Source organism: Sphingobacterium sp. NGMCC 1.201703 (assembly GCF_047784615.1).
Taxonomy (GTDB): domain Bacteria; phylum Bacteroidota; class Bacteroidia; order Sphingobacteriales; family Sphingobacteriaceae; genus Sphingobacterium.
The window spans coordinates 612,565-637,001 of record NZ_JBLOHD010000001.1; the positions used below are offsets into that span (position 1 = coordinate 612,565).

The window sequence follows — 24,437 nt, forward strand, 5'->3', positions numbered from 1 at the left end:
TCGGTACTTACTCGTCGAAGACCGGATTAGTCCAGCCATGGTTTTTAAAGGTAAGTAAACCTAAGTCTGTACCAAAAAATAAACCCTAGGCCAATGCCAGCTAGAATAGCCGTATTATTGCTGCTTTAATTCAATTTTATTATTGCAAGATCAGATTGATCTTCTCAATAGAGTCTTCGTTTTCCAGAAAATCAATATAAGGAATCAGCGGCTCAATATCTTCTTTGTCCATTGTTTCTAAATCATCAAATAATGCTTCGACAAATTCGTTACAGAAGGATTTACCAAAACTGTAGTCTTTGATTCGTGCTAAATCATCATAGTTGATTTCTGTTGCATTCAGGTTCAACACTTCTTCTGGGATCTCATAGTCACCATCAGCTGGATAGCCTATATATCTAAACATTCTTTCCTTCCATACCTGAAATAGAATCTGATGGGAGACGTGGTCTCCGAAGTATTTATATACTTGAGAAAGAAGCATAGCTGCTGTTTCTTTTTCGAAGGTACCTGAAATGCTTTTGTCAAGTAATTCGGCGTAAGCCATGAATACGGAACAGTTGAATCGGAAATCAAAGTGAGAAGTCAACATAGAAACTACGTTGTCTCTGCCTTGGGTTCGTAGTAATTGTCTTGCTGCTAATGAGGTGAGGTTGTGTTTTTGTTCGTGCCCGTGGCTATCGGGGATGAGTATGATATGATCCTGTTCAAGAAGGGAGATGACAAATTTCCAGTCTTCAGGCCTTTTGAGGATTTTACAGTTATGGGCTAAGTAACCATTCCGTTTGGGATCTGGTTTCTTGTCTCCGACTATAACCTCACCGGGCTGGATAATATGCTCTGGAGGAATTTTAAACCTGCGTATATGCACAAAGAGTTCTTCTCCGGAAGGTAACGCAAGGGTACCAAATCCTTTGTTATTGTCGAACCATTTGACAGCGCCGATAAACATGGCTGATGTTGAGTTTTGTTTCAATGTTATAAAGGTAGTGAATTAAAAATATTTATTAGGCATTGAAAATTAAATATTTGCGATTATCCGATGAATAAAGAGATTTTTTAGGGCATTAGCTCATCTAAAATGATTTTCTGGCGGTTAGAATACAGCAAAACAAGTCAATTGATTGATTTATGGACAAATAGCTTGTTGATCCCTGACTGGAATTCGAGTTTTACAAAAGCTATGTATGTGTCTTTTGTTAGTGTATCATCAATGTGGTTTTGAAAAATGTATTATTATGAATAATTTCATAACAAATAAACTCATCATTCTACTATGCCTTATCAAGCCGTATATCAGAAGATAGATTATAAACGCTATCAATTTTTAAGAGAACAGTCAGGGTTATCTCCAAAAACGGAGGAAGCTGCACGTCTAGGAATGGAAAATTCCCTATGCTGTGTGGCTATTTTGGATGAGGACAACGATAATGAAATAGGAGGTATGGGTAGGATCGTTGGCGATGGGGCTTGCCATTGTCAGGTTGTTGACATCTGTGTGCTCCCCAAACATCAGAAAAAGGGGCTTGGAAAACTGATTATGCAGAAACTTGATGAATACATGAATTCGAACCTGCCAGATAGTTGTTTTGTCAGTTTGATTGCTGATGGTCCGGCTTTCAAGCTCTATGCGCAATATGGTTTTAAAGAAGTGTGGCCCGCATCGAGAGGTATGGGTAGAAAGTTTTAAAATGAATAGGCTATTATGCACCGTATAATTACGAAATCAATCCTCAATAAGACCAAACGAAGAGATCCTTGGTTTCTTGAAGATTATACGTTGAATCCTTATAGTGGTTGCTCTTTTAATTGTTTATATTGCTATATCAGGGGAAGCAAGTATGGGATCAACATGGCTGAAAAGCTAAGTATGAAGAGCAATGCTGTCGAATTGCTGGAAAAACAGCTCGCATTGCGTGGGCGAAAAAAGCAGTATGGCATTATTGTTCTTTCTTCTGTAACAGATCCTTATCTCCAAATGGAACGTACTGAATTGCTCACCAGGCAATTATTGGAAGTAATCCTATATTATCGTTTCCCAGTACATATTATTACGAAATCGGATTTAGTTACCCGAGATTTTGATTTGTTGAAACGGATTGATACAGAAGCAATACTTCCTGAAGATCTCCATTCAAAATTAACACATAAGACCTTTGTCACCTTTTCATTTTCCACAATAGACGATCATGTCGCGCGAATTTTTGAACCTGGAGCTCCATCGCCCTCCCTGCGATTGAAAGCATTAGCGCAAGCACGTGAACAGGGGCTCCATAGCGGAGTTAGTCTGATGCCACTGTTGCCCTATATATCGGATACCGGAGCGAACCTGGAACTGCTATTTCAGACTTTTCAGACTATCGGTGCCAGCTATATCTTTCCGGCCACCCTTTCATTGTACGGAAGTGATCCGGCGGACAACAGAGCCTTGGTCATGCGGGCAATTGAAAGGCATTATCCACATTTATTGCCAAAATATCAGCGACTATTTGGCTCAGATGGCCATTTACCGGACTATTATCGGCAAGCTTTTGCAGAAAAAGCTAAATCGCTGTGTTTGCAATATGGATTACGGGATAGTCTGTTTTGATAATCTACTTTATTATAGTTTGCTTTCCATTTTTTACTGTTTCCTATAACTATAGCTACAACGTATTTAAGATAGCACGCAGTTGATCAATCTGAAAATTGGATCGTACTGCTGTGCGAAGGAGCTAATTGTGCAGAATTGTAATGCCTTTCATCAAGAATCTTGTTTATTACAAACTCGCCAGTTTCATTTTTAATTCCCGTTTTGAAGACATCCTCATCCATCAATAGGTAACTATATGTGGGTAAGGTATCCGCATAAACTTTAAATTTTAACCGAATATTTTGGCCATAATTATTGCTGATTGCAAGAAGCGGGAGAGTAAACACAAATAAGAACTTGTCCATAATTTGATTATCTATTCTAAGTTAATAAATAAATATGTTATTAAATTTCCTGTTTAATATTTTTAATAGCTTCGGGTTTGTTTGTTTTTTATTTGTATTTATTTCTTTTTGTGTCAAATATGTTACATTTTATTTTGAATCCATCGGCTATTAAGTTGTGAATTCTATTTTAATTATGTGTCTGTTTTTAAGGTGATTATATTTTTTATTAACTGTTTTAGGTAAATTTTATCGAGATAAATAAAAAGTAGTACTCTTTTTTGTGTTAAAAATATATTATCTTAACATTTACATAACCAGTTGTCATTTAATTGTTTAGTAATACTTTATTAATAATTTACAAATATTAAATAACCTTTCTTTGTAACCGAAGAAAAACAAAACCAAAACCATGAAAACGAAACATTTATTACTTCCGGTAATGATCGGAATGTCTTTGAGTGGATGGGCGAAGAGCAGGCCTCTCCTCCTGACAGCTTTTCCTCCGGCCGAAATTCCCACTAAATTTCAAGAGTCTATCCGTGGACTTGTACAAAATGGAGCGGGCGAACCTATCGCTGGAGCTTCAATATTGAACACGTCTACGGGAAAATCTACCCAGACAGACGCTAGTGGTGCCTTTATAATTCAAGGAAAAATTGGACAACTTTTAAAAGTATCAATCGTCGGATTTGAAACGCAGCAACTGAAAATCGAATCAACGGCATTGACGATAAAAATGGTATCGACGGATCAATCGCTAGACGAAGTGATCGTTGTGGGCTACGGTAGACAGAAGAAAGTCAACCTCACGGGTGCTGTGACACAAATTGATTCAAAGATACTTGAAAATCGACCTGTTGCGAATGCAACGCAAGCCTTGCAGGGGGCAATTCCGAATTTGAACATTACATTTACGAACGGAAGACCTGGTGGTGAAGGAAATGTAAATATCCGTGGTTTCGCTTCGATCAATTCGGCGAATGCACAGCCACTTATTCTTATTGATGGGGTGCCGGGTAACATCAACACCATCAATCCCAGGGACATCGAATCAATTTCCGTCTTAAAGGATGCGTCCGCAGCGGCAATTTACGGTGCAAGAGGCGCATTCGGTGTCATGCTGGTGACAACGAAAAGAGGAAAGGCTGGGAAAATGAATATCAATTATAGCAATAATTTCGGTTGGTCGGGACTTACTGTCAGGACCGATTTTATCACTAGTGGATACGACGCTGCCAGATTAAATGACGAGGCTTTCATCCGGGCTACAGGTAATAGCTATACTGGATATACCGAAGAGGATTATGCAGAACTGTTAAAGAGGAAAACCGATCCATCCTTGCCTTCTGTTGTGATTCAGAACAGAAAGGGCAAAGATCAATATGTATACTACGGAAATACAGACTGGTGGAACGAGATGTACCGTAAGACACAGGCGTCGATGGAGCATTCGTTAAACTTCTCAGGCGGTACTGAAAAAATTGATTATTACATTTCCGGACGACTCTATGAAAAAGGTGGGCTGATGAAAATAAATCAGGATAAATTTGATGCCTACAACGTGCGGTCGAGAATAAATGCACAAGTTACACCTTGGTTAAAGGTCAGTGCCAATACACAGCTTAATTATCAAAATTATACTTATCCAGGCTGGGCTACTAATCCGGATAATAACAATAATTTTATTTCAACGACGGTGCATGCGCTGCCATCCTATGTGCCGATGAATCCGGATGGTACAGCAACGTACCGGACCGAGTTGAATAATTATAATATCGGTGATGGAATATATGCAGACTTATTGCATGGGAAATCAAAAGGGGGAGAGGATAAATATGAGTTTATCAACATGTTTGAAGCCGTATTTCAGCTGACAAGGGATTTGACAGTCACCGGAAACTACACCTTCACCCACAATCCCATTCATAATTGGAATAGAAGAACAGTGGCACCATGGTCAATTTTTCCCGGCAAAATTGATTACTTGGGTAATGATACATATACCGAAACCATAATAAACAAGCCCAAACATTCGCTGAATCTTTTTGCCAATTATAATAAACAATTGGGCGATCATCAGTTGGGTGCTACATTGGGCTTTAATCAGGAGACTACCGGTTATAAACGCATTGGTGGGACGCACAATAATTTGCTTTTGGAAGATTTGAATGATTTCGCGCTGGGAACCGGGCAAATGCAATTACTCGGCGGAGCAAATACATGGGCATTACGTGGTTTTTTTGGACGGTTAAATTATAATTATAAAGGAAAGTATCTACTGGAGGTTAATGGTCGTTATGATGGTACCTCTAAATTTCCTTCGAATCAGCGTTACGGATTTTTTCCATCTTTTTCCGGCGGTTGGCGTTTGTCAGAAGAGAGTTTTATGGAGGGTTTGAAGCCGGTTTTGAACGAAGCAAAATTTAGGGTATCCTATGGAGCGCTTGGAAATGCGCAGGAGGCAGCAGAATATGGTTACATCTTGTTGTTGAATTCAGGGCTATCCAATTATATAACCAATGGTACGAAAACACAGTATCTGAGTGCGCCTACGCCGATCTCGCCAGATTTGACATGGGAGCGAACAAATACATTGAATTTCGGTACCGATCTAGAGTTCTTTAAAAGTAAGCTGACGGTTTCTGCGGATTATTTTATCCGAAATACATTGGATATGTTAATTCCGGGCAAAACGTTGCCTGCGGTGTATGGTTCCGCGTCGCCAAAAACAAATGCCGGAGATTTAAGGAATAAGGGCTGGGAGCTGGCCGTGGCCTGGCGAGATCAGGTTGAACTGGATGGTAAACCTTTTGGATATAATATCGGAATCGGTCTGTCTGATTCCAAAGCAAAGATCACACGCTTTGATAATAAAGAAATGCTATTGAGCAATTATTATGTTGGTCAGACATTGGGTGATATTTGGGGCTATAAAACAGATGGTTTCTTCCAGTCCCAATCAGAAATTGATAGTTGGAAGGTCAATCAAGACTACGTTGATAAACAAAGGTTAGCAGCACCGGGAGACTGGGTGAAATTACATCCCGGGGACCTGAGGTTTTTGGATATCTCGGGTAAAGACGGTGTTCCGGATGGCAAAGTGGATGCAGGTGACAACACCCTGATGAATCCAGGGGATCAGGTGATCATAGGTAACAGCAGGGCACGTTATAATTTTGGTTTTAATCTGGGAGCAAATTGGCAGGGTTTTGATGTGTCGGCATTCTTTCAGGGAATCGGCAGGCAGCATTGGTGGCCTGGTGCCAATGCAGACAAATTCTGGGGACCCTATTCTAGGCCTTATTACTCTTTTGTGCCTAAAGACTTTGAAAATGATGTATGGACGCCTGAGAATACGGATGCGTACTTTCCATTGTTAAGGGGTTATATCGCTTTGAATGATCGCGGCTCTCTAAATGTAAAATCAGATCGCTACTTGCAGGATTTGGCTTATATCCGTCTCAAGAACTTAACAGTAGGGTATACCGTACCCCAAGCTTGGTTGAAACGTGTGAAATTAGCCAACGCACGAATCTATGTCTCGGGTGAAAATATCTGGACTGCAACTAAGCTTCGCTCCAAATACATAGATCCTGAACAGTCTGCACAGGAAGCAAATGGCAGATCCTATCCTGTCTCTAAAACATTTTCTTTTGGTCTAGATTTAACTTTTTAATATCATGAAAAAAATATTTTTTATATACATCTTGTTGGGTATAGGCATGACAGCCTGTACGAAAGATTATCTGCAACGTTTACCCGAGTCTGCTGTGCGGCCCGAAGATTCGTTTAAAACAGAAAAAGATCTGGCATTATTTACAAAATCATTTTACGATGCACTGCCATCGGCCGAAGGGGTTTATAATGAGTCGGTTGATAATATTGTTAAAACAACATTGGACGACGAATTGACAGGAAAAAGGCAGGTACCTATCAGTGGCGGCGGATGGACCTGGACTAATCTTCGAAACATTAATTATTTTTTGGAAAACTGTTTTAATACTGTTCCTGAGGCTGCTGCAGCGCCTTATGCCGCAGAAGCTAGGTTTTTTCGGGCTTATTTCTATTTCGATAAATTGAAGCGTTTTGGTGATGTACCCTGGTATGATAAGGTCATAGATAAAGATGATGAGGAACAACTCAAGAAACCCCGTGATCCCCGGGCACTGATCGTTGACAATATTATTGCAGATTTAGACTACGCTATTAAATATTTACCCTTTGAAAAGAAAGATTCAAATACGGAACGGGCAACGAAGTGGACTGCGCTGGCATTAAAATCCCGGGTAGCTCTTTTTGAAGGTACCTTTAGAAAATACCATACTGAATTTAATTTGCCCGGGGCGAATGGATTACTGGAAATAGCTGCAGATGCCGCATTGGAGGTGATAAAAAGCGGACAATATAGTATTTATAATGGTGCCGGTACGAATTCTTATGGCGCACTGTTCAATAGTGTGAATAGTATTCCCAGCGAAATCATCCTTGCTCGAAAGTTTTCGGATGCTTTGCAGATTTGGCATAATGTCAACTATTATACGATTACTGCTTCCTATGGAAAGCCGGGACTAGATAAAAATTTAGTGGATTCCTATCTGATGAATGATGGAAGTAGATTCACCGATAAACCAAATTATCGGACGATGACCTTTAAAGAGGAAGTGCAAAATCGCGATCCTCGTTTGAGCCAGACTATACGTACTCCGGGATATAAACGTATCGGTGGTGCGGCACCAGTCGCACCTAGTTTTGGAAATTCGGTTACGGGTTATCAACTGATTAAATTTGTAGGGGATGTCAAATACGATAATTTTAACCGGTCTGAAAACGATATGCCTATATTTCGATATGCAGAGGTGCTGTTAAACTATGCTGAAGCTAAAGCGGAACTGGGGAAATTGAACCAAAGCGACTTAGATATGTCAATCAAGTTGCTACGTGACCGGGTGGGTATGCCTAACATGAACATGGAACAGGCTAATTTAAAACCGGACCCATTTTTGGAAGAAGATTACAAAAATGTAAGTGGTAATCTGAAAGGTGTGATACTTGAAATAAGAAGGGAACGCCGTATAGAATTGGTCATGGAATCTTTTCGTTGGGATGATATCTTACGTTGGAAAAGCGGAAAATTAGTGACAAGGCAGTTTAAAGGAATGTACTTTCCGGGGACAGGCAAATTTGATTTGGATAATGATGGCAAAGATGATATCTGGATCTATGAAGGGGAAAAGCCTACTGCTCCGGGAGTACAATTGCTGAAACTTGGGTCAGAGATTTCGCTGGAATTTGGAAATAGCGGAAATGTGATTGTCAACCCGCTGATTAAAAAGGTATTTGATGAAAATAAGGACTATTTATATCCGATACCTGTACAGGAACTTCAATTGAATACAAACTTAAAGCAGAACCCAGGCTGGGGGAATTAAGAATATCCATATTTTAGGGTTGCTGATCAGCAACCCTATTTTTTAACTTGATGATAAGTATATCGTGTTTTTCCTGTGATGTCCCCGTTTTTAATGGTATTTTTTTCTTGCCAAAGTTTTCGGATTGCTTTTGTCATCAAAAAGACTTTCTTTAATACTGAATCTCCCCCGTTAATTTACCTTCGATTATCCATTTATAAACTATTAGTGAATAGTTCAGCTGGTGTGTTCGTTTTTATGCGTTTTTGTATTTGTTTGTGGTTTAAATTGTGTTATGTAATTTAGATTTATTAAAAATAATTTGAATAAGTGCGTTTAAATAGCATATATTTGCATCTGTTTAGAACGATTTTAAACAAGCGTATTTTTTAATGCGTTTTTGTTCGTGCTTATGAAAAAGGAATATTGGACTCTTTTTGCCTCGCTTTGTCTTGTTATGGATGTGTATGGGCAATCCGTTTTAATTCAGGGAAAAGTTACCGATAGTAGGAAAAGTCTATTATCGGGAAGCACCGTAATGTTGAATCAACTGGATCTGTCTAGCATAACTAATAATCGAGGCGAGTATAGTCTAAAAATTCCAACCGAGCAGTTTGGGAAATCGATTATTTTATCGGTCTCTTATTTAGGGAAAAAGGGGATAGAGCGGACAATTTTATTGGACTCAGTAAAAAAGGTTGAGAATTTTGTCTTGCAAGACATGAGCCTTGCGCTCGATGAGGTGGCTGTACAGGCGAAAAAGGGGGAACTAAGTAATTCTTCCTTAGTATTTGACCGCGAAATGATCGAAAGGTATCCCGCCTTAAGTGTAAATGATTTATTAAACCGCCTTCCTAACCGCAAAAACACAGCACCTTCCGTACAGGACATGCAAATGCTGACTTTGCGTGGTGCCTTTAAAGAAACTATTGGCGGCACACGGAATGCAGATGAACTCAATAATGCTTTTGGAGTTGCAATCGTTATGGATGATATTACCCTTGGAAATAATGGAAATATACAAGGACGTAACCCCGGTATATTTGGAATGTCAGGAGCAACCAATTCGATCAAACCTTCAGATTATGGATTGACAGGGCGTCCGGGAACGACAAAATCTTATTCCGGTGAGAATGTTTTTGGCGGTGTGGACCTACGTCAGATCCCTGTAGAAAATATCGAGCGCCTAGAGGTAATATCGGGGGTCGCACCGGCACGTTATGGTGATTTATCCAACGGAGCTGTAATCATTGAAAGGCAGGCAGGAAAGACCCCTGCTTTTTTCCGGCTTCAGGTTCGTAGTAATGCCACCTCCTATGGATTATCCAAAGGTATGAGCCTCGGGAAGAACTTGGGGACGATCAATACGGATATAGGTTATGTCAAATCCTATGCGGATAATAGGGATAAGTTGAAGCAATATGACCGTGTGAATGGGACATTGATCTGGACAAATTACTTTGGGACCGAAAAAAGGTTAAAACAAACTTTTTCAGGATCTTACAATAAAGTGATTGACCGGGTGAACAAAGATCCGGATGATCCACAGTCCAATGCAATTTCATTTGGTGGTTGGGGATGGAATGCAGCTAGCCGTACAAGTTACAAATTGGATGATGGATTTCTCAAAAACATCAATTTTAATGCAGGCATAAGTTCCAGCCAACAGAACACCTATAGGGAACATTATTATAATGATGCCATTGTGCTCTATACCGATTCTGTCCGAACAGGAATTGTGGAAGGACAATATGCACCAGGGCAATACACTGCAGTAGATGCTGTGGACAATAGACCTTTAAATTTAAATGGGAGGCTCGAAGCGAATGCTTTTGCAATCACAGGGCATATGACACACAAAATAAATTTTGGGGCAAATTATAGCTACGATATTAATCGGGGCAGGGGGCGTCTGGCGGATCCTTCTATGCCAAAAAAGGACCTAGGAAGCAGATCAGATCGATATTACGACTTCTCGTTGTTGCATGCCCTACAAAATTTCGGTTTCTATGCTGAGGATGCTACACGCACGAAATTATTTGATAAAGAGCTAACCATAAGAGCGGGGCTTCGCTGGGACCTAATGAATGGGCATTCTTCATTTTCCCCCCGAACGAATATCAATTACGCGCTTTCCAAATCCACGCACATTGGACTGGCTTATGGTCTGTCTTTTAAATCTCCTGCATTAGCTCAATTGTATCCCGGACCTACATTTGATGAGATTGTTCTGTTGAATGCTTATAATGGAAGGGAGGATGAGAGTACCGCTTGGATTTATCTGAGACGGTATGAAAAAGATAATAGCAACTTGAAAAGCAGTATGGGACAGACCTTAGAGTCTTCCTTGTCCTGGAACAAAAATGGACATTATTTACGAACTAATCTTTTCTATAAAAAAAATGCACGTAGTATCAATACCGCTACTGAATATGAAGTGAAAGACTTACCTGCATATTCGGCAACCCCGGTTCCGGGCGCTAAACCAATTATCAGGGAGACCGGGACAAAGCGGTATCTGTTGTCCAATTTATACTTTGACAATAGGAATAGTTCATCCAACTTTGGTGCTGAGGTCATGTATTCAACTCCTCGCATTTCATCTCTCATGACAACTTTTTCGGCAACAGCTGCATTTACGTTTGCGAATGCAAGTTCTTCGACATTAAACAGTGTACCGTTTAATTCCGAAAGCACAGCATTGGATGATATTGTAATCGGTTTTTTTCCGGCTACATCTACTAAAAGTTATTTGAGCAGAGCGCAGCTCCGGAGCTCAACGCATTTTCCGGCGCTGCGAATGATTATCGAATTGAGTGCCGACTGTGAATTGTATAATTATAGCAAAACTGCCTATAGGGATATTATACCCGTAGGATATTATACCCGCGACTATGAATATCATGTGATTGATCAATTTGATATAACGAATCCAAAACATTTCGAACTCTATGAGAAAAGAAAAGTCGACGCGGATCGTGTCAATGCCGATAATAATTATGTGTATTGGAACTTTAATCTCAATATGGCCAAGGAGATAGGCAAGAATATCTATCTCTCTTTTAATGTGTATAATTTCCTGGATTATCAGCCGAGGTTTTACAGAGAAGGGGCGACCGGAGTAAAGGCCCCCAATTCGTCGCCGAACTATGGCGCGCAGGTTACCTATAAATTCTAAACTCAAAAACTAAACAATATGAAAACACGTTATTTGATTCCTCTTTTATTTTTGCCTTTTATATCTTGTAAAAAAGATAATACACCCGGTGTACAACCCTTAGATATTAAATTAAATTTAAAATACGCATCAGCGGAACTAAATGGCAAGTTAGATCTGAGCAAGGTGGTTGTTAAAGTGACCAATCTGTCGACAAAGACCAGTATGACCTATTCGCCGACCCAAGGGGTGGTTAATCTGGTATCCATTATGTCAGGCGAATACGATATAGATGCTTCCATTACAATCCCAAAAGACCAATATTTTAACTCAACGGGGGAAGCAATTTTTGAGGATGTCACATTTAATGCGGCGATAAAAAAAGTGAACCTAACCAGCTCCTCGAGTTTGGATCTTGAACTAATTGCCGGCCTTCTGGGCAATTTTGTTATAAAACAGATCTATTATGCCGGATCAGATAATAAAGATGGTGCTCTTTATAGAGATCAGTTTTTTGAAGTTTATAATAATACCGACCGGGTTTTATATGCTGATAGCCTTTATTTTGGCCGTCTGTGGGGAAGACAACGGAATACAAACGAAGCTGTTTACTATCAGAACAATGGACAATTGGATTGGAGTAAATCAATGGGGATGACTGTCGGCGAAACCGCGAATACAGACTATGTCTATTTAAGAGATCTGTTTATGATTCCGGGAAATGGGAAAAGTTATCCTGTAGAACCTGGTAAAAGTATTGTGATTGCGCAGAATGCTTTAAACCATAAAGTACCGTTTGTCGGAAATAACGGAAAAGAAGTGACCATTAAAAGACCTGAACTGACAGTTGATCTGAGCAACGCAAGCTTCGAAGTATATTATGGTGATATTCCAGGGAATAAACCATTCGCGTCTGATATTGACAACCTAAAGGTCCCTAATGTGCAAATTTTAGATTATGTGGGCAACGATTGGATTTTAGATAATTTAGGACGGGATGCTTACGTGATATTTAAACATGCTGATCGCGCCGCAGTAACGAATCTTCCTAGCTACCCTGAACCGTCCATAAATCCACCAGGTGCTACAGTAAAAAAATATAGACAGTTGCCTGTCAATTGGATTATGGATGCCGTGGATGTGCAACCCAATACTACAGATGAAAGAATCCCTAAAAAACTACCACCAGCTTTAGATGCAGGCTTTACATTCGTAACACTCGGCGGTTACTCATCACAATCCGTGATTCGAAAAACCGATAAAACCACTAATGGCGTTCGAAAGTTGAAGGATACGAATAATTCTACAGCGGATTTTGTTGTCATAAAAGCAAACCCATTCGGATTTGGGGATTAAAATGTGCGATGCAATTCTATTCCATCTGCTTACTGTCAAGCGGATGGAATTTGAACTAATAGCTGATGACCGTTCCAGATGATTTTCCATCTAAACGCTCACTTATAGCTTGAAAAGGTCATCAATAAAACAATGAAATAGATGAAAAGTATTCAAACTATTACTTCCGCTATCGTATTTTTCCTTAGCTCCTTTGCTGTGCAAGGACAGATGAAATCAAGTGCAGCGGTGGATTCATTGACAGCGACACTTTACTGGTACCAACCTTCATCTATTCTATCTCATGATATGGCCGCCCGAAATAGGGTGTGGATTTCTGAGGAAATGAAGAATAAGTCTTCTATACTGGGGATTCAACAGATGGTTGCCAAAGGAAGTTTTCAGCCTGCTCAGGGCGCCAATGAACTAAAACAGACCGGCATTTATACAGAAGGGAAAACACAATGGCAAAAGACTAATTTTTGGGGACGATTTTCCTACGACCGGAGTTCGGAGGATAGCACTGCCATGCGTCATCAATCCCGATGGAATGAAGACGCTCCGGTTTATTTTGGCTCCCTGAAAAAAAACAAATATAATCGGGAAACATATAAATTGGATGCCGGGATTCAGCATCCATTCTTAAATAATCGGCTACCCATTTCCTTGGCGATTGATTATAGGTTAGGTTCTCATTACTCCAATAATGATCCGAGGGGTGATGTTAAAGACATGAATTTACAGTTTGAACTGAGTGTAGGACACAATCTCTCAAAGATTTCTTATCATCTTTCGGGTATTTGGGGCTACGGTTCTGAACGGGTAAATGTAGGCTATAAAAATGAAAAATATACCAAAAATACCGAAGATCCATTGTATGTCAATTGGATAATGAACGGTTTTGGAAATGCTCACGAAAGGATAAGCGAGATCAACTACAATGATATCATCAATCGGACTGGAATTGGCGGACATCTGCTGCTAAAACCTAATGGAGCGGATAAGATCTACCTAAACGGACGCTATATAAATGAAAAGCAATCTTTCAGAAGAAATGATAATTCTAAACAGACTTATTTATTGCTAAATGATTATACAAAGGATATCAGCTCAATAGATTTTTTATGGAGCCGTCAGATGCAGAACCAAAAATCATTGAAACTGGCATTAACGGGGCGGATTGAAGAAGGGAAAGATTTTAACTATACCTATTTATCCAATAATTATACCTATCAGCAAAATCAGATGCAAATCAAGGGCTTGTTTGGTTTTCGTCAGTTTCAGACCGAAGGGAGTATAGCGCTACGAACTATTGGAAAAAAAGATGGAGTGACGGGCAATGCAATGGATGTCGATCAGATCAAAGCAGGGATTGGTCTAAACCGCAGATTACGGATAAATGAGCGATCTGATCTATTGGGTTCTGTCTATTATCTCAGGCAATGGTCTCCCGCGAACGATTTAAGTGTATCGGATTTGAATACAGGTAATTTTGCGAAGCAGATTCTTTATCGGGATTACCTTTATGAGAGCGCTTCAAGCAGCACTTGGACAACATCATGGGTATGGATGACCCATCGGGACAAAACAGACTGGAGTGTACAGTTTCAGTTGGATTATCAGCACCGGGGCGATCTGATGTCATTGAATTATGACTTGTCTGCCTTACCCGGTAAAGATAGGTTTCTAGGCAAATTGGGTGTTGCGTATATTTTCTGATGCAATCATACCCCCAAGTGAAGGAACAGCAGGCATTTTTTGAGCATATTTAAGGTTGTATAATCATGAAAAAACATTTTGCAGTATTGGTCAGTATCATTGGACTTGTTGGTTTATTATCTATGAAAGATCAACAAAAAGCATTCTATGAAGAACTGCAGTTGCTTTATCGAAGACCGATAAGCGAGTGGCCTAAACCGACGATTGATGCTGGTGTCAGCTGGAAGGAATTTAAGTCACTGCCCAAGGTTGACTCAAGTTATTTTTCTTTGATGGAAAAGCCGGATGTCAAGTTGGGAAAATATCTTTTCTTTGATCCGATACTGTCAGGTAGTAATCAGATTTCCTGTAGCAGCTGTCACAATCCCCAAACATCATGGGCTGATAAATTGACGGTTCCGGTTGGCAATGATCATTTGGAGGGGACGCGTAATACACCATCACTACTGAATGTGTATGCGCGGAAAGAATTGTTCTGGGATGGAAGATCCAAGTCGCTGGAAGAGCAGGCGCTCGGTCCTATTGAAGCACATCATGAAATGAATATGGAGCTGACCAAATTGATTCCAAAATTGAAAGCTATCCCGGCCTATAACAAGCTGTTTTTAGCAGCCTTTGGTGAGGAAGACTATTCCATGCCGGAAGTTTTAAAGGCTTTAGGTGCTTTCCAACGGACTTTGACAAGTAGACGTAGCCGCTTTGACGAGTTTTTGGATGGTAATTATAAGGTGTTGTCCGAGCAGGAGGTACGCGGACTGCATCTCTTCCGTACAAAAGCGAGATGTATGAATTGTCACAATGGCCAGTTTTTTACGGATGATGCGTATCATAACATCGGACTGACTTATTACAAGCGTAAATATCAAGATCTGGGTAGGTATGAGGTTACCAAAGATCCAGCTGACGTAGGACGTTTTAGGACGCCATCACTGCGGGACGTAATGAATACCGATCCGTGGATGCACAATGGATTATTCTGGAATATGACGGGATTGTTGAACATGTATAACAGTGGGATGCAAATGAACTCTGCGAAGCCAGATCAGAAGGCCAAAGATCCACTTTATCCAGTTACAGATCCATTAATGCGCCCTTTGAATCTTAGTAAAGAGGAAATAAAAGATATCGAAGCATTTTTACATGCCATCACAGCGACATCTTTTCGAATGCGCCGTCCCGAAAGCCTGCCTCGGTAGTGCCTACAGGCGCTTAATGTAATTAAGAATCATAAGATGGACTGTCGTCGTAGGTTGGCCGTCGCTTCCCGCTAAAAATCTCCGAATAGACCTGAGCTTTAAAGGGTTTATTTAACCCCATTTGACTTTTCAGATAGGGCTAAATTTTGCTGTTCTATTTTGGTAAAAAAATAGTTCTTATAGTTATTGTAATATTTTCTAAATTATCAAATTATTCCCTGTTTGACGAAGCAATTCCCCAGTACAGATATAGTACGAGCTAAGTACAGATAAAGCACAGATAAAGTACTAATTTGTTACAAAACGAAATGTGCTTTATGAGTATAATAATGGCATATAAGGAGGCTTTTATACGAGTTTGAATGTGCTTGCGTTTATGTGCTTTTTTTAATTTATAGGAAACCCAAACCACGGTCTAAAACCAGTCTGTTTAGTTTTGTTGTAAGATCCTTTTCGATTCCTAACGGCTAGATCACTGCAATACATCAGAACTCGAAATATTAGCTTCAGATGTCGTGTTTCGTATATTTCTTAAAATTATGCGGGCCAAATTGATACGTTGCTTTTGATCGTCCGAAAGTGGGTAACGCTCATCATGAACAAAGGTGTCCATACCATGCGGAAACTCCCAAGCAAAGTCCAGTACCATGGCTTTCTCTGCGGCGAGTATAATATCCAACTTACTGGCGAGGGGATTGCCCATTTTGATATTATTATAAATGCTATCTGGGAGCAAGTGGCTGTCTATATCCTGAATTAATGACAGCTTGGTTTCAGTTTTTTTCTTTTGCATGTGCTTATTTAAATAATTAAGAATCATTCTAAATAAATTTGTAATTTAGCCAAAGATAATAGCTATCGTGCCATTGTTGGGTATGTAATAAGGAGTAAAAAGTCCGTGAGAAGGAATAGTTGAACCTTAAAGAAATATGGAATGGGATTAAGACTTTATGATATTGATTCGGCTAGTTTATTGTTGGAAAAAAACTATCCACAGACTTTCTTTTCAATCGATGCCGGTATCCAGGAATGTGTCACACAGTTGGGTGCTCCATTTGGTGATGGCTATTACAAAGAGATCTTTTTTGATGGAATTCATATTGGCTTTGGTCATGCAAATCTGTATGAACGGATACTGTTTCGTTTTGAAAGTGACTTTGAGACGGTCGAAATGCATTTTGCATTGAAGGGTAGAAGCCGGGCAGCTGGGGAGACATTAGCCGCTACCATAGATTTTGAAACTTGCCAGCACAATATCCTTTATGGCAATTCGATCTGTGGCCAGATGCAATGGGAACGTGAAGAATTCCAGTTATGTGAGATCAATTTATCACCAGATTTTTTTAAGAAATTTCTACCCGATAATTTCATCTTATTTAATGACTTTAGAAATAGTATTGAAAAGGGGAAATCTGGCCTAATGGCGGAAAGTAATAGAAGAATTACCCCCGAAATGTATGCTCTTATTGATAGTATCATGCATTGTGAACGGAAGGGTGTTTTTAAAAAAATATATCTTGAAGCCAAGATCATGGAGTTATTGCTGCTTCAGTTGGAGCAGTTAGCTGACAATAGCGTTTCGAACACGACCCTCAGAAAGCCTGATGTTGATAAAATCTATGCGGTCCGTGAATTTTTATTGGATAATATGGATTCAAACAATACGCTTGTCAACCTGGCCCATCTGGTCGGAACAAATGAGTTTACATTAAAGAAGGGTTTTAAGGAGTTGTTTGGTACGACAGTTTTCGGTTTTTGGAATGATGCAAAAATGGAACATGCCAAAAAACTCATTTTAGACAAAAACATGACCATTGGTGAAGTCTCTGATGCCATTGGGTATAAAAATCAGCGTCATTTTTCAGATGCTTTTAGGCGGAAATTTGGATTTCCACCAAGTAAATTAAAAAAGACATACAGCTAGTTTATCCGACCTGCATGACCCCTATGATATCCGGATTTATCTGGCATATATTCTGTTTATCGTAGACCGGAGATTTGTGTCTGTAGGATCAAAACAGTATTTTTATGCTTTGGCGATGCGCGATAACGGGAAATACACATTATGATGAATATGGAGGAGCATAAAATTATTCTGGTTGAAGATGAGCAAGACGTTGCGGATTTGATCTTACAGGGATTGGGCGAAGAGGGTTATAAGGTCATTCATTTGGGGCGTGCCGAAGGACTTGAGCAACTATTGGCCAAACAAGATGTAGCGCTTGTTCTTTTGGATATTCTTTTGCCCGGGACCAATGGACTAGACATCTGTAAACAGATCAGACAATGGGGCTATACTGATCTACCTGTTATGATGCTTACTGCACTCGGAACCCCTGAAAACGTTGTTCTTGGTCTTGACAATGGCGCTGATGATTACCTTTCTAAACCATTTAAATTAATCGAACTCAAAGCCAGAATACGTTCATTGATCCGTAGACAGCAATCCATTGTTCAGGCGGCCCAACGTGAAGCACAACCTCCAAAAGATACATTCAGTTATGGATTTCTAACCATTGATGATTATAAGAAAGTTGCCTATTGTGAAGGTGAGGAACTTAACCTGACCAGCACAGAGTATCGTTTACTTTTATTATTTATCCAAAGCCCCAAGAAAGTATTTGAGCGCAGTGAGCTCCTGGATAAAATATGGGGAATTAATTTTGATATCGGATCAAATGTCGTTGATGTATATGTTAATTACCTGCGGAAGAAGATCGAGAAGGTAACGAGCAAAAAAGCCATTCATACCGTTATCGGAATGGGGTATGTGTTAAAAATCGAAGATTGAATAGATTAAGAATACTGAATAGGTTAAAATGAATAATTACAATAGGAAGCTCATCTATCTCATAACAATTTTAGTAATATATGTCAGCTGTTTCGTAGGCTTTATCTTTTACTCCATCACAAACTTTGCATTCACCGATTTTTATAAACGGCTGGATCTGCGAAGAAATATTGCGGCAGAAAAGTTCCTTAATAGTAAATCTGCTTCGCAAACAGATCAATGGAGCCTGGATTTTATAGAAAATCTGAACAATCAGCATGAATTTTTGGTGGAATTTGATAAGAATGGAAAAATTGTTCAGAGCCAGGGCTTCTATACTGAATTGTGGGATAAAATAAACAAGACCGGAACATCAAATTTTAAAGCAGGTCACCAATTTTATTCGACAAAGTATTTTACAAAAAACAACAAGCATTATATCGTCGGTGCATCGGCGGAAAATTATTTCTATACCCATCATCTGGCCTATTTGCGTAATCTGCTTATTATTAGTCTGATTTTGGGTATTCTTTTTATTTTGGTGGTTTCTGTCTTTATGAAACGTTCATTTCTAAAACCTATTCTGACCATGATGAAGGAGGTTCAACAGATTGGTTCTGAGAATCTCGATAAACGCCTGGATGAAGAAAAATATAAGGGTGAACTTCATGATCTTGCGTTTACATTCAACAGCATGTTGACACGTTTAGAAACCTCTTTTGAAACCCAGAAAAATTTTATCAGCAATGCTTCACACGAATTGAATACTCCCCTGACCTCAATAATAGGGCAGGCTGACTTAGCGCTGTCCAAAGAAAGAACAGTTGAGGAGTATCAACGTACCTTATGTAAAATTATAGAATCTGCGGAACATTTAGAAAAAAAGACCAAGGCGCTTTTGATGTTGGCCCGCACTGGTTTTGTGAGCAATTCGACAACATTTAATCCTGTTCGTATAGACCAGATTGTTATGGATGCTGAGTTGACTGTTAAAGCCATCAATGACAAATTTAAAATTACGACAGATTTTAGTTTGCTGCCCGATGACAGTATGCGACTCAAAGTCAATGGAAATGCTATTTTACTCCAGCTTGCGTTATCCAACATTATTAGTAATGCCTGTAAGTACTCCTCCAATAGGACTGCATATATTGCCTTGGGCGCATTAAACAATAAAGTGTTTATCCTTATAAAAGATAAAGGTATTGGGATCCCGTCAAACGAATTAGGATATATTTATGATCCTTATTTTCGAGCCTCCAATACCAATGGAATAGACGGATACGGCATTGGCCTGCCCTTAGCAAGAAATATTATTAAGCTCCACGGTGGGACATTGAAAGTCAATTCCGTCGTTGGGGAAGGCACAACGGTAGAGATTGAATTGCCAACCTACATTCGGTTTTAATGCCATTTTAATTTCCATGTTATTTTTAATCCCATTTTAATAAGTCTCTTAAAATTCTAATGAAAAGCTAATTCTAGCTTCATTCCGTTGCCATGTGCGCCCATTAACTTTGTTAAAAAATAATTGGGCATGGCAAAAGCGAAACGAATATTGATTCCAAGTGATTTTACAATCGATTCACTTTTTTTTGTAATCCATAGTATTGAGCAATCAACAGCTGAGCAGCTTGACGTCATTTTGGTTTATGGAAATAAAAGTAGCACTTCAATCAGTGAATTATTGGGAATCACACTAGAGGATCAACTCAATGACCTTCAGTCAGAGGATTTTTTGAAAGCTTGCCAAATGATCTGCCACCGATATGAAAACCGTAAACTGAATATCTATGCAGATATTATCGGTGCCGACAATTCCAATTATTTACATCATTATCTGCGTGGAGCGCGAATTGACGAGATCAAGATTCCAACAGATTATCAATTTGAAAAAAGAACAAGACATTTCTTTGATGTTGGACAGGCTTTGTTACGGCTCAATGAAAGTAAGCGTAAACATGTCGCCATTGTCGAAAAACCGGCAACGCACAAAACCGGAGGAAATGTCTTAGCGGATTTATTTTTTAACAAACAATGGGATGTTAACTATTAAAAGAAAAATACTGGCAAGATTCAACTTTGTCTTTTTAGCATTGTTGCTTTTTGGGGCATCAGCGATGGTCATGCTTTATGAAAACCCCGAACGCCTTTTAGAGGGAGAGTGGGAAGAACAGGGCTGGTACTTTGAAAAGGTGGAGAAATCACCAACCTTCAAAAAACAGGCGATTATCCATGAAGGAATCAAAGATGCCGCCATCGCGCATTTGCCGCCATTACAGGATGGCCTATGGCATTTTGAAAAATTAGGCCAAAAGAATTTGGTGGCCCACCACAAGGATAAGCAGTATAACTGGTTTTTGAAAGGAAGGGGACATATCCTTGAGCTGCGAAAAAATAATGAACTCGTGGAAAGTTTTGTTATACAGAAACTGAACAAAAATCAGCTGGTTCTACATCTCAATCTGGATATGCAGACCAAGGGAATAGCACGTATCGTACTGAAAAAAGGAGGAAAGGAAGAATATGCTAAGAAAATATAGCAATCATAGGACAATTCAAGACAATATAAAACTAGGCGGACTAACGGCATTTTCTGCCGGTATGGTCAACGTCGCTTCAGTTATTGTATTTTTTTCCTTTACATCTAATGTAACAGGATATTATGCTGTTTTTGCACAGGAGATCGCGAAAGGAAACTGGTATCAAGGTGCTGTCGTTTTGTTTTGGATATTGTTGTTCCTCATTGGAAGCATGTTTTCCAACCTGATTATCATTCATGGTAAGGGAAAGTTCAGCGCATACCTGACCCATTCTATACCCTTGGTGCTGGAGATATTAAGTATTTTGTTTGTCGGGATATATCTCGACGTGTTCTACGAAGATTCACTTAAGGAGACTGAAATATTGGTTGGGGCATTATTATTTGCGATGGGCTTACAAAATGGACTTACTGCAAGTATATCCAATTCTGTTGTGAAAACCACCCATTTGACTGGATTGACGACCGATCTAGCGATACTAATATCCATGTTCACAAAAGAAGCCAATAGAAGCAATAAAGATTTAGTGGATAAGTTTCATTTGTTACTGACCATTGTCACAAGTTATTTAATGGGAGGACTACTCAGTGGAATATCCTTTAATTACTTGTCTAATAAAACATTTTATGTAGTTTGTTTTGTTTTGCTTATCATAGGTTTATATGATCATTATAAACTATATCTGCTTAAAAAACAATTTGTAAAACGTCATCGCGAGGAGTTGGTTGCCTAACTCTCTTGACGATAATAAAACAAGCTCCACCATAACAGCGTATGGTGGGGCTTATTTATATCATTTTATCCAGGTTGTAGGGGAAGTCCTCGTCCATCAGCTGTCTATAGTTCAGACAAAACTGCTGAAATTTAATGCGGGCTTCGTTGTGCAGATTTAAAGCAAACATCGCTCTCATTTCGGAGAATAATGCTTGCTCATTCAGCGGATCCAATAAGAATATCGTATGCGCGATCTCAATGCTTTTTTTATGCAGGTGTAAGAGGTCAGCCTTATGAAGTTCCGCCAGTAAAATGGGTAATAAATTCTGTTCAACCTCAGTCTTCAATGTATCAAACACAGGCAGATCCAGCCCCTGTAAGAATTTACCCCTTTGAATAATCTGAATTAACCTACTTTCATAAGCAGTCGAAGGGTTTGCCAGCAACTGTATATAATCTACATAATCACAATAAAATTCATCGCTATGTTCAATAAGGAATCTTCCCTGCTTGTATACGAGTTCAATTCCAGCAAATTCACTCAATACTTTTCGTAAATGATTGATAGTGACACCTCTTGAGTTCTTTACCTTATCTTCTGATTTGTCGGGCCACATGATCTGACTGAAATATGGTGAACTAATACCGGCACTGTTCGACAGAATAAGACAAAATGCCTGTTTCAGTTTTGTACTGAACAAATGGGAGATATCACGTTTGTTGCGGTCAAAAGCGCGGAATTCACCAAATAGAAAAATAGCGTTGGCATGTACAAACTCGTCTTTTTGTATTGTTTGTAGGATTCCAGTATCTGCTATCGCTGGAACCTCGAGGGCTCCTTTTTCAGTTATGCTTGCTATTTTTCGCTTTTGCCTGCCTCGCTGCCAAAAGAAATACATACCGATTCCACAGGTAGCAGATGCCAATAGTATAAATAATAGTCTGCGGTTTGGTCCGGATGAAGGGAAGCTATTTAAATCATCAGAACTTACTGGTATCATATTTAAGGAATAAACCTTTAATGTCGACTGTATATCATCCTTTGATTCTTGTACCAGTACCAGAAGCCTACCTAATTGTTGATCATAATAAAGTTGGGCATGGGTACTTATTTTATCTGAATAGATCGGAACAGAGTCCCCTAGGATATCAAAACTTCCATCTTTGACAGAAAAGCGATACAATTGAATATTGGACTTGGTTAGATATTCCGGATAACATAAGGCGTAAAAGTGGCTGCTATCGGCGAACACCAAACCACGGGCAGGTACGATATGCTTATCCTTCCAAAGAACATCCCATTTTTTTGTAATTTCCTTGGTGTCCAAATTTATCTGGTAGAAATCATAGAGGTATTTTCGGCCTACAATATGCTCCCCGGATTCATTTCCCATACCTCCAAAGATATAAGCGATTCGATTATTGCTCCCTTGGCCAGCCGAAAGAAAATAGCGTGGCAAAATTTTATCGCCTTTCCATCCGTCAACGATTTGCCATTTGCCGGAATCTAAATCGTATCTATTAAACTGCCCACTATAGGCCATGTTTCCATAGCCACCGAAAATATAGAGTTGTCGCTGTTGTGCATCATAAAAAGAACCGTGATGATTCAGTTCTTTCTTCATCAGCTCGTCACTTTCCACCGTCCATTCGAAAGTTTCCAGATCAAGGCTGGCTACCGTAGGACCTTGATAGGGCTGAGTATAGAAAAGTTCATAGACATACAGTTTATTTGTCGTAGCGTCTATAAAATTGTTTGCTAAAACCAATTTTACGGGACATGGTTTCTGAAATGCTCGTTTGTTTGTCTGATTGGTCTTTACGTTGTATATGGTTATAGAATCCTGATTGAAATAATAGATCTCTTTGGTCTGTTGATTGTAGTTGGAACCAGCTTGTGAGAAGGAACTGCTTGCAAAGAGATTTTTCCATTTGTAAGAATCCACAATGAGCCAGTTAGGGTTTGTAGCGGAACCATAAGCAACCCCATTTTCATCATGTACGACATTACCTTTGCTTTCTTTTAATGGGAATAAATAGCTTTTAGCTGTATTTCCAATCTGTACATTTTTGATAGACATGGCCGGAACATCGATCAGATAGTCACTTTTTCCAAAAATCACTTGAGGACTATACTGAGAGGGCAGTTTCACTTTTGGCGATTGAAAAATCTGGTTTTGTATCTGAAGCTTAAATAATTCCTTTTGCAGGTCAAAAGTCAACTGAATCGTGATCCATTCCTCCTTGAATAATTGCTGTTGATTTATTTTTGCGATGATTAGACTGCTTTTACCTTCTTCATTCAGACGGAAAATACAATTACCGGCCTCCTCATCGTAAAATAAATTGTAAACTGTGTTATTGTCTTTATTCTTGACACGGAAAATATTGCCTAACGAATTTGATGAATAAATAGAAAGCTGAAATTTTAGCGTAAACTCCTGTTCAAACGAAATTGCCCTTTTGTCAAATAACTCGTAGGAGCTGCGTTTGTCTATAGGCTCATGTCCACCTCTAAATTTGAGACCCTGGGATTGGGAAAGTCGAGGAATTAAAAGCAAAAAAATAATATATAATATACAGGGTCGCATAGCGCAATCAAAAAACTTAAACCAATAGTTATCGACAAAGACCTATTCACAATAATTTGTCAGCTGCCGGCTTTTTATGAAATAT

At 39.3% G+C, this 24,437-nt stretch carries 18 protein-coding genes; 14 read left to right on the plus strand and 4 right to left on the minus strand.

The genetic code is table 11. The features are described 5' to 3' along the window. Window positions 1–139: 139 nt before the first annotated feature. The gene (locus tag ACK8HY_RS02370) at window positions 140–976 is read right to left on the minus strand and encodes a cold-shock protein (protein ID WP_416132657.1); all 837 of its coding nucleotides are present in this window, start codon (window positions 974–976) and stop codon (window positions 140–142) included. Window positions 977–1,276: 300 nt separating this feature from the next. Between ACK8HY_RS02370 and ACK8HY_RS02375 the strand changes: the two genes are divergently transcribed. Both ACK8HY_RS02375 and ACK8HY_RS02380 read left to right on the plus strand, forming a co-directional pair. Beyond that, window positions 1,277–1,690, plus strand: coding sequence for a GNAT family N-acetyltransferase (locus ACK8HY_RS02375; RefSeq protein ID WP_416132658.1), 414 nt, complete (start codon window positions 1,277–1,279; stop codon window positions 1,688–1,690). Window positions 1,691–1,705: 15 nt separating this feature from the next. Then, window positions 1,706–2,590, plus strand: a complete 885-nt coding sequence (locus ACK8HY_RS02380; protein WP_416132659.1) for an SPL family radical SAM protein — start codon at window positions 1,706–1,708, stop codon at window positions 2,588–2,590. Between the two features lie 86 nt (window positions 2,591–2,676). Here ACK8HY_RS02380 and ACK8HY_RS02385 read toward each other — a convergent pair whose 3' ends face one another. Beyond that, entirely contained in the window at window positions 2,677–2,937 is a 261-nt protein-coding gene (locus tag ACK8HY_RS02385) for a hypothetical protein (protein ID WP_077436712.1), read from the minus strand. 391 nt (window positions 2,938–3,328) lie between these two features. Here ACK8HY_RS02385 and ACK8HY_RS02390 point away from each other — a divergent pair, with 391 nt between their 5' ends. The 6 genes from ACK8HY_RS02390 to ACK8HY_RS02415 all read left to right on the plus strand — a co-directional run bounded on the left by ACK8HY_RS02390 (window position 3,329) and on the right by ACK8HY_RS02415 (window position 15,734). Continuing rightward, window positions 3,329–6,595, plus strand: coding sequence for a SusC/RagA family TonB-linked outer membrane protein (locus ACK8HY_RS02390; protein ID WP_077436713.1), 3,267 nt, complete (start codon window positions 3,329–3,331; stop codon window positions 6,593–6,595). Between the two features lie 4 nt (window positions 6,596–6,599). Then, window positions 6,600–8,348 (plus strand): RagB/SusD family nutrient uptake outer membrane protein, encoded by a 1,749-nt coding sequence (locus ACK8HY_RS02395; protein ID WP_077436714.1) that lies wholly within the window; start codon window positions 6,600–6,602, stop codon window positions 8,346–8,348. A 391-nt stretch (window positions 8,349–8,739) separates the two neighbouring features. Continuing rightward, complete coding sequence (locus tag ACK8HY_RS02400; protein WP_416132660.1) at window positions 8,740–11,505, plus strand: TonB-dependent receptor domain-containing protein; 2,766 nt, start codon at window positions 8,740–8,742, stop codon at window positions 11,503–11,505. Between the two features lie 18 nt (window positions 11,506–11,523). Continuing rightward, window positions 11,524–12,840, plus strand: a complete 1,317-nt coding sequence (locus ACK8HY_RS02405; protein ID WP_416132661.1) for a DUF4876 domain-containing protein — start codon at window positions 11,524–11,526, stop codon at window positions 12,838–12,840. A 141-nt stretch (window positions 12,841–12,981) separates the two neighbouring features. After that, window positions 12,982–14,538 carry a DUF6850 family outer membrane beta-barrel protein gene (locus tag ACK8HY_RS02410; RefSeq protein WP_416132662.1) on the plus strand — a complete coding sequence of 519 codons (1,557 nt, stop codon included), beginning with the start codon at window positions 12,982–12,984 and terminating at the stop codon, window positions 14,536–14,538. A gap of 65 nt (window positions 14,539–14,603) precedes the next feature. Next, entirely contained in the window at window positions 14,604–15,734 is a 1,131-nt protein-coding gene (locus ACK8HY_RS02415) for a cytochrome-c peroxidase (protein ID WP_416132663.1), read from the plus strand. 472 nt (window positions 15,735–16,206) lie between these two features. Here ACK8HY_RS02415 and ACK8HY_RS02420 read toward each other — a convergent pair whose 3' ends face one another. Then, window positions 16,207–16,527 (minus strand): ABC transporter ATP-binding protein/permease, encoded by a 321-nt coding sequence (locus tag ACK8HY_RS02420; RefSeq protein WP_077436718.1) that lies wholly within the window; start codon window positions 16,525–16,527, stop codon window positions 16,207–16,209. A gap of 141 nt (window positions 16,528–16,668) precedes the next feature. Between ACK8HY_RS02420 and ACK8HY_RS02425 the strand changes: the two genes are divergently transcribed. The 6 genes from ACK8HY_RS02425 (at window position 16,669) to ACK8HY_RS02450 (ending at window position 21,780) form a co-directional block, all read left to right on the plus strand. Continuing rightward, window positions 16,669–17,658, plus strand: coding sequence for a helix-turn-helix transcriptional regulator (locus ACK8HY_RS02425; RefSeq protein ID WP_077436719.1), 990 nt, complete (start codon window positions 16,669–16,671; stop codon window positions 17,656–17,658). Between the two features lie 141 nt (window positions 17,659–17,799). After that, window positions 17,800–18,525: a response regulator transcription factor gene (locus tag ACK8HY_RS02430; protein ID WP_416132664.1), complete on the plus strand. Its 726-nt coding sequence runs from the start codon at window positions 17,800–17,802 to the stop codon at window positions 18,523–18,525. Window positions 18,526–18,553: 28 nt separating this feature from the next. Then, the gene (locus ACK8HY_RS02435) at window positions 18,554–19,912 is read left to right on the plus strand and encodes an ATP-binding protein (RefSeq protein ID WP_416132665.1); all 1,359 of its coding nucleotides are present in this window, start codon (window positions 18,554–18,556) and stop codon (window positions 19,910–19,912) included. A 129-nt stretch (window positions 19,913–20,041) separates the two neighbouring features. After that, window positions 20,042–20,560: a hypothetical protein gene (locus tag ACK8HY_RS02440; RefSeq protein ID WP_416132666.1), complete on the plus strand. Its 519-nt coding sequence runs from the start codon at window positions 20,042–20,044 to the stop codon at window positions 20,558–20,560. Next, window positions 20,547–21,047: a hypothetical protein gene (locus ACK8HY_RS02445; protein WP_416132667.1), complete on the plus strand. Its 501-nt coding sequence runs from the start codon at window positions 20,547–20,549 to the stop codon at window positions 21,045–21,047. Before ACK8HY_RS02440 ends, ACK8HY_RS02445 begins: the two co-directional genes overlap by 14 nt. Then, the gene (locus ACK8HY_RS02450) at window positions 21,031–21,780 is read left to right on the plus strand and encodes a YoaK family protein (RefSeq protein WP_077436723.1); all 750 of its coding nucleotides are present in this window, start codon (window positions 21,031–21,033) and stop codon (window positions 21,778–21,780) included. The genes ACK8HY_RS02445 and ACK8HY_RS02450 overlap by 17 nt, the downstream gene beginning before the upstream one ends. 55 nt (window positions 21,781–21,835) lie before the next feature. Here the strand turns inward: ACK8HY_RS02450 and ACK8HY_RS02455 are convergent, their stop codons facing one another. Next, a complete protein-coding gene (locus tag ACK8HY_RS02455; protein WP_416132668.1) occupies window positions 21,836–24,322 on the minus strand; it encodes a kelch repeat-containing protein in 2,487 nt (828 codons plus the stop codon). Between the last annotated feature and the right edge of the window lie 115 nt (window positions 24,323–24,437).

What these genes read in the sequence shown, in the direction of transcription:
- ACK8HY_RS02375 (WP_416132658.1), top strand. Translation starts at nt 1,277, where the DNA reads ATGCCTTATCAAGCCGTATATCAGAAGATAGATTATAAACGCTATCAA.
- ACK8HY_RS02380 (WP_416132659.1), top strand. Translation starts at nt 1,706, where the DNA reads ATGCACCGTATAATTACGAAATCAATCCTCAATAAGACCAAACGAAGA.
- ACK8HY_RS02385 (WP_077436712.1), bottom strand. Translation starts at nt 2,937, where the DNA reads ATGGACAAGTTCTTATTTGTGTTTACTCTCCCGCTTCTTGCAATCAGC.
- ACK8HY_RS02390 (WP_077436713.1), top strand. Translation starts at nt 3,329, where the DNA reads ATGAAAACGAAACATTTATTACTTCCGGTAATGATCGGAATGTCTTTG.
- ACK8HY_RS02395 (WP_077436714.1), top strand. Translation starts at nt 6,600, where the DNA reads ATGAAAAAAATATTTTTTATATACATCTTGTTGGGTATAGGCATGACA.
- ACK8HY_RS02400 (WP_416132660.1), top strand. Translation starts at nt 8,740, where the DNA reads ATGAAAAAGGAATATTGGACTCTTTTTGCCTCGCTTTGTCTTGTTATG.
- ACK8HY_RS02405 (WP_416132661.1), top strand. Translation starts at nt 11,524, where the DNA reads ATGAAAACACGTTATTTGATTCCTCTTTTATTTTTGCCTTTTATATCT.
- ACK8HY_RS02410 (WP_416132662.1), top strand. Translation starts at nt 12,982, where the DNA reads ATGAAAAGTATTCAAACTATTACTTCCGCTATCGTATTTTTCCTTAGC.
- ACK8HY_RS02415 (WP_416132663.1), top strand. Translation starts at nt 14,604, where the DNA reads ATGAAAAAACATTTTGCAGTATTGGTCAGTATCATTGGACTTGTTGGT.
- ACK8HY_RS02420 (WP_077436718.1), bottom strand. Translation starts at nt 16,527, where the DNA reads ATGCAAAAGAAAAAAACTGAAACCAAGCTGTCATTAATTCAGGATATA.
- ACK8HY_RS02425 (WP_077436719.1), top strand. Translation starts at nt 16,669, where the DNA reads ATGGGATTAAGACTTTATGATATTGATTCGGCTAGTTTATTGTTGGAA.
- ACK8HY_RS02430 (WP_416132664.1), top strand. Translation starts at nt 17,800, where the DNA reads ATGATGAATATGGAGGAGCATAAAATTATTCTGGTTGAAGATGAGCAA.
- ACK8HY_RS02435 (WP_416132665.1), top strand. Translation starts at nt 18,554, where the DNA reads ATGAATAATTACAATAGGAAGCTCATCTATCTCATAACAATTTTAGTA.
- ACK8HY_RS02440 (WP_416132666.1), top strand. Translation starts at nt 20,042, where the DNA reads ATGGCAAAAGCGAAACGAATATTGATTCCAAGTGATTTTACAATCGAT.
- ACK8HY_RS02445 (WP_416132667.1), top strand. Translation starts at nt 20,547, where the DNA reads ATGTTAACTATTAAAAGAAAAATACTGGCAAGATTCAACTTTGTCTTT.
- ACK8HY_RS02450 (WP_077436723.1), top strand. Translation starts at nt 21,031, where the DNA reads ATGCTAAGAAAATATAGCAATCATAGGACAATTCAAGACAATATAAAA.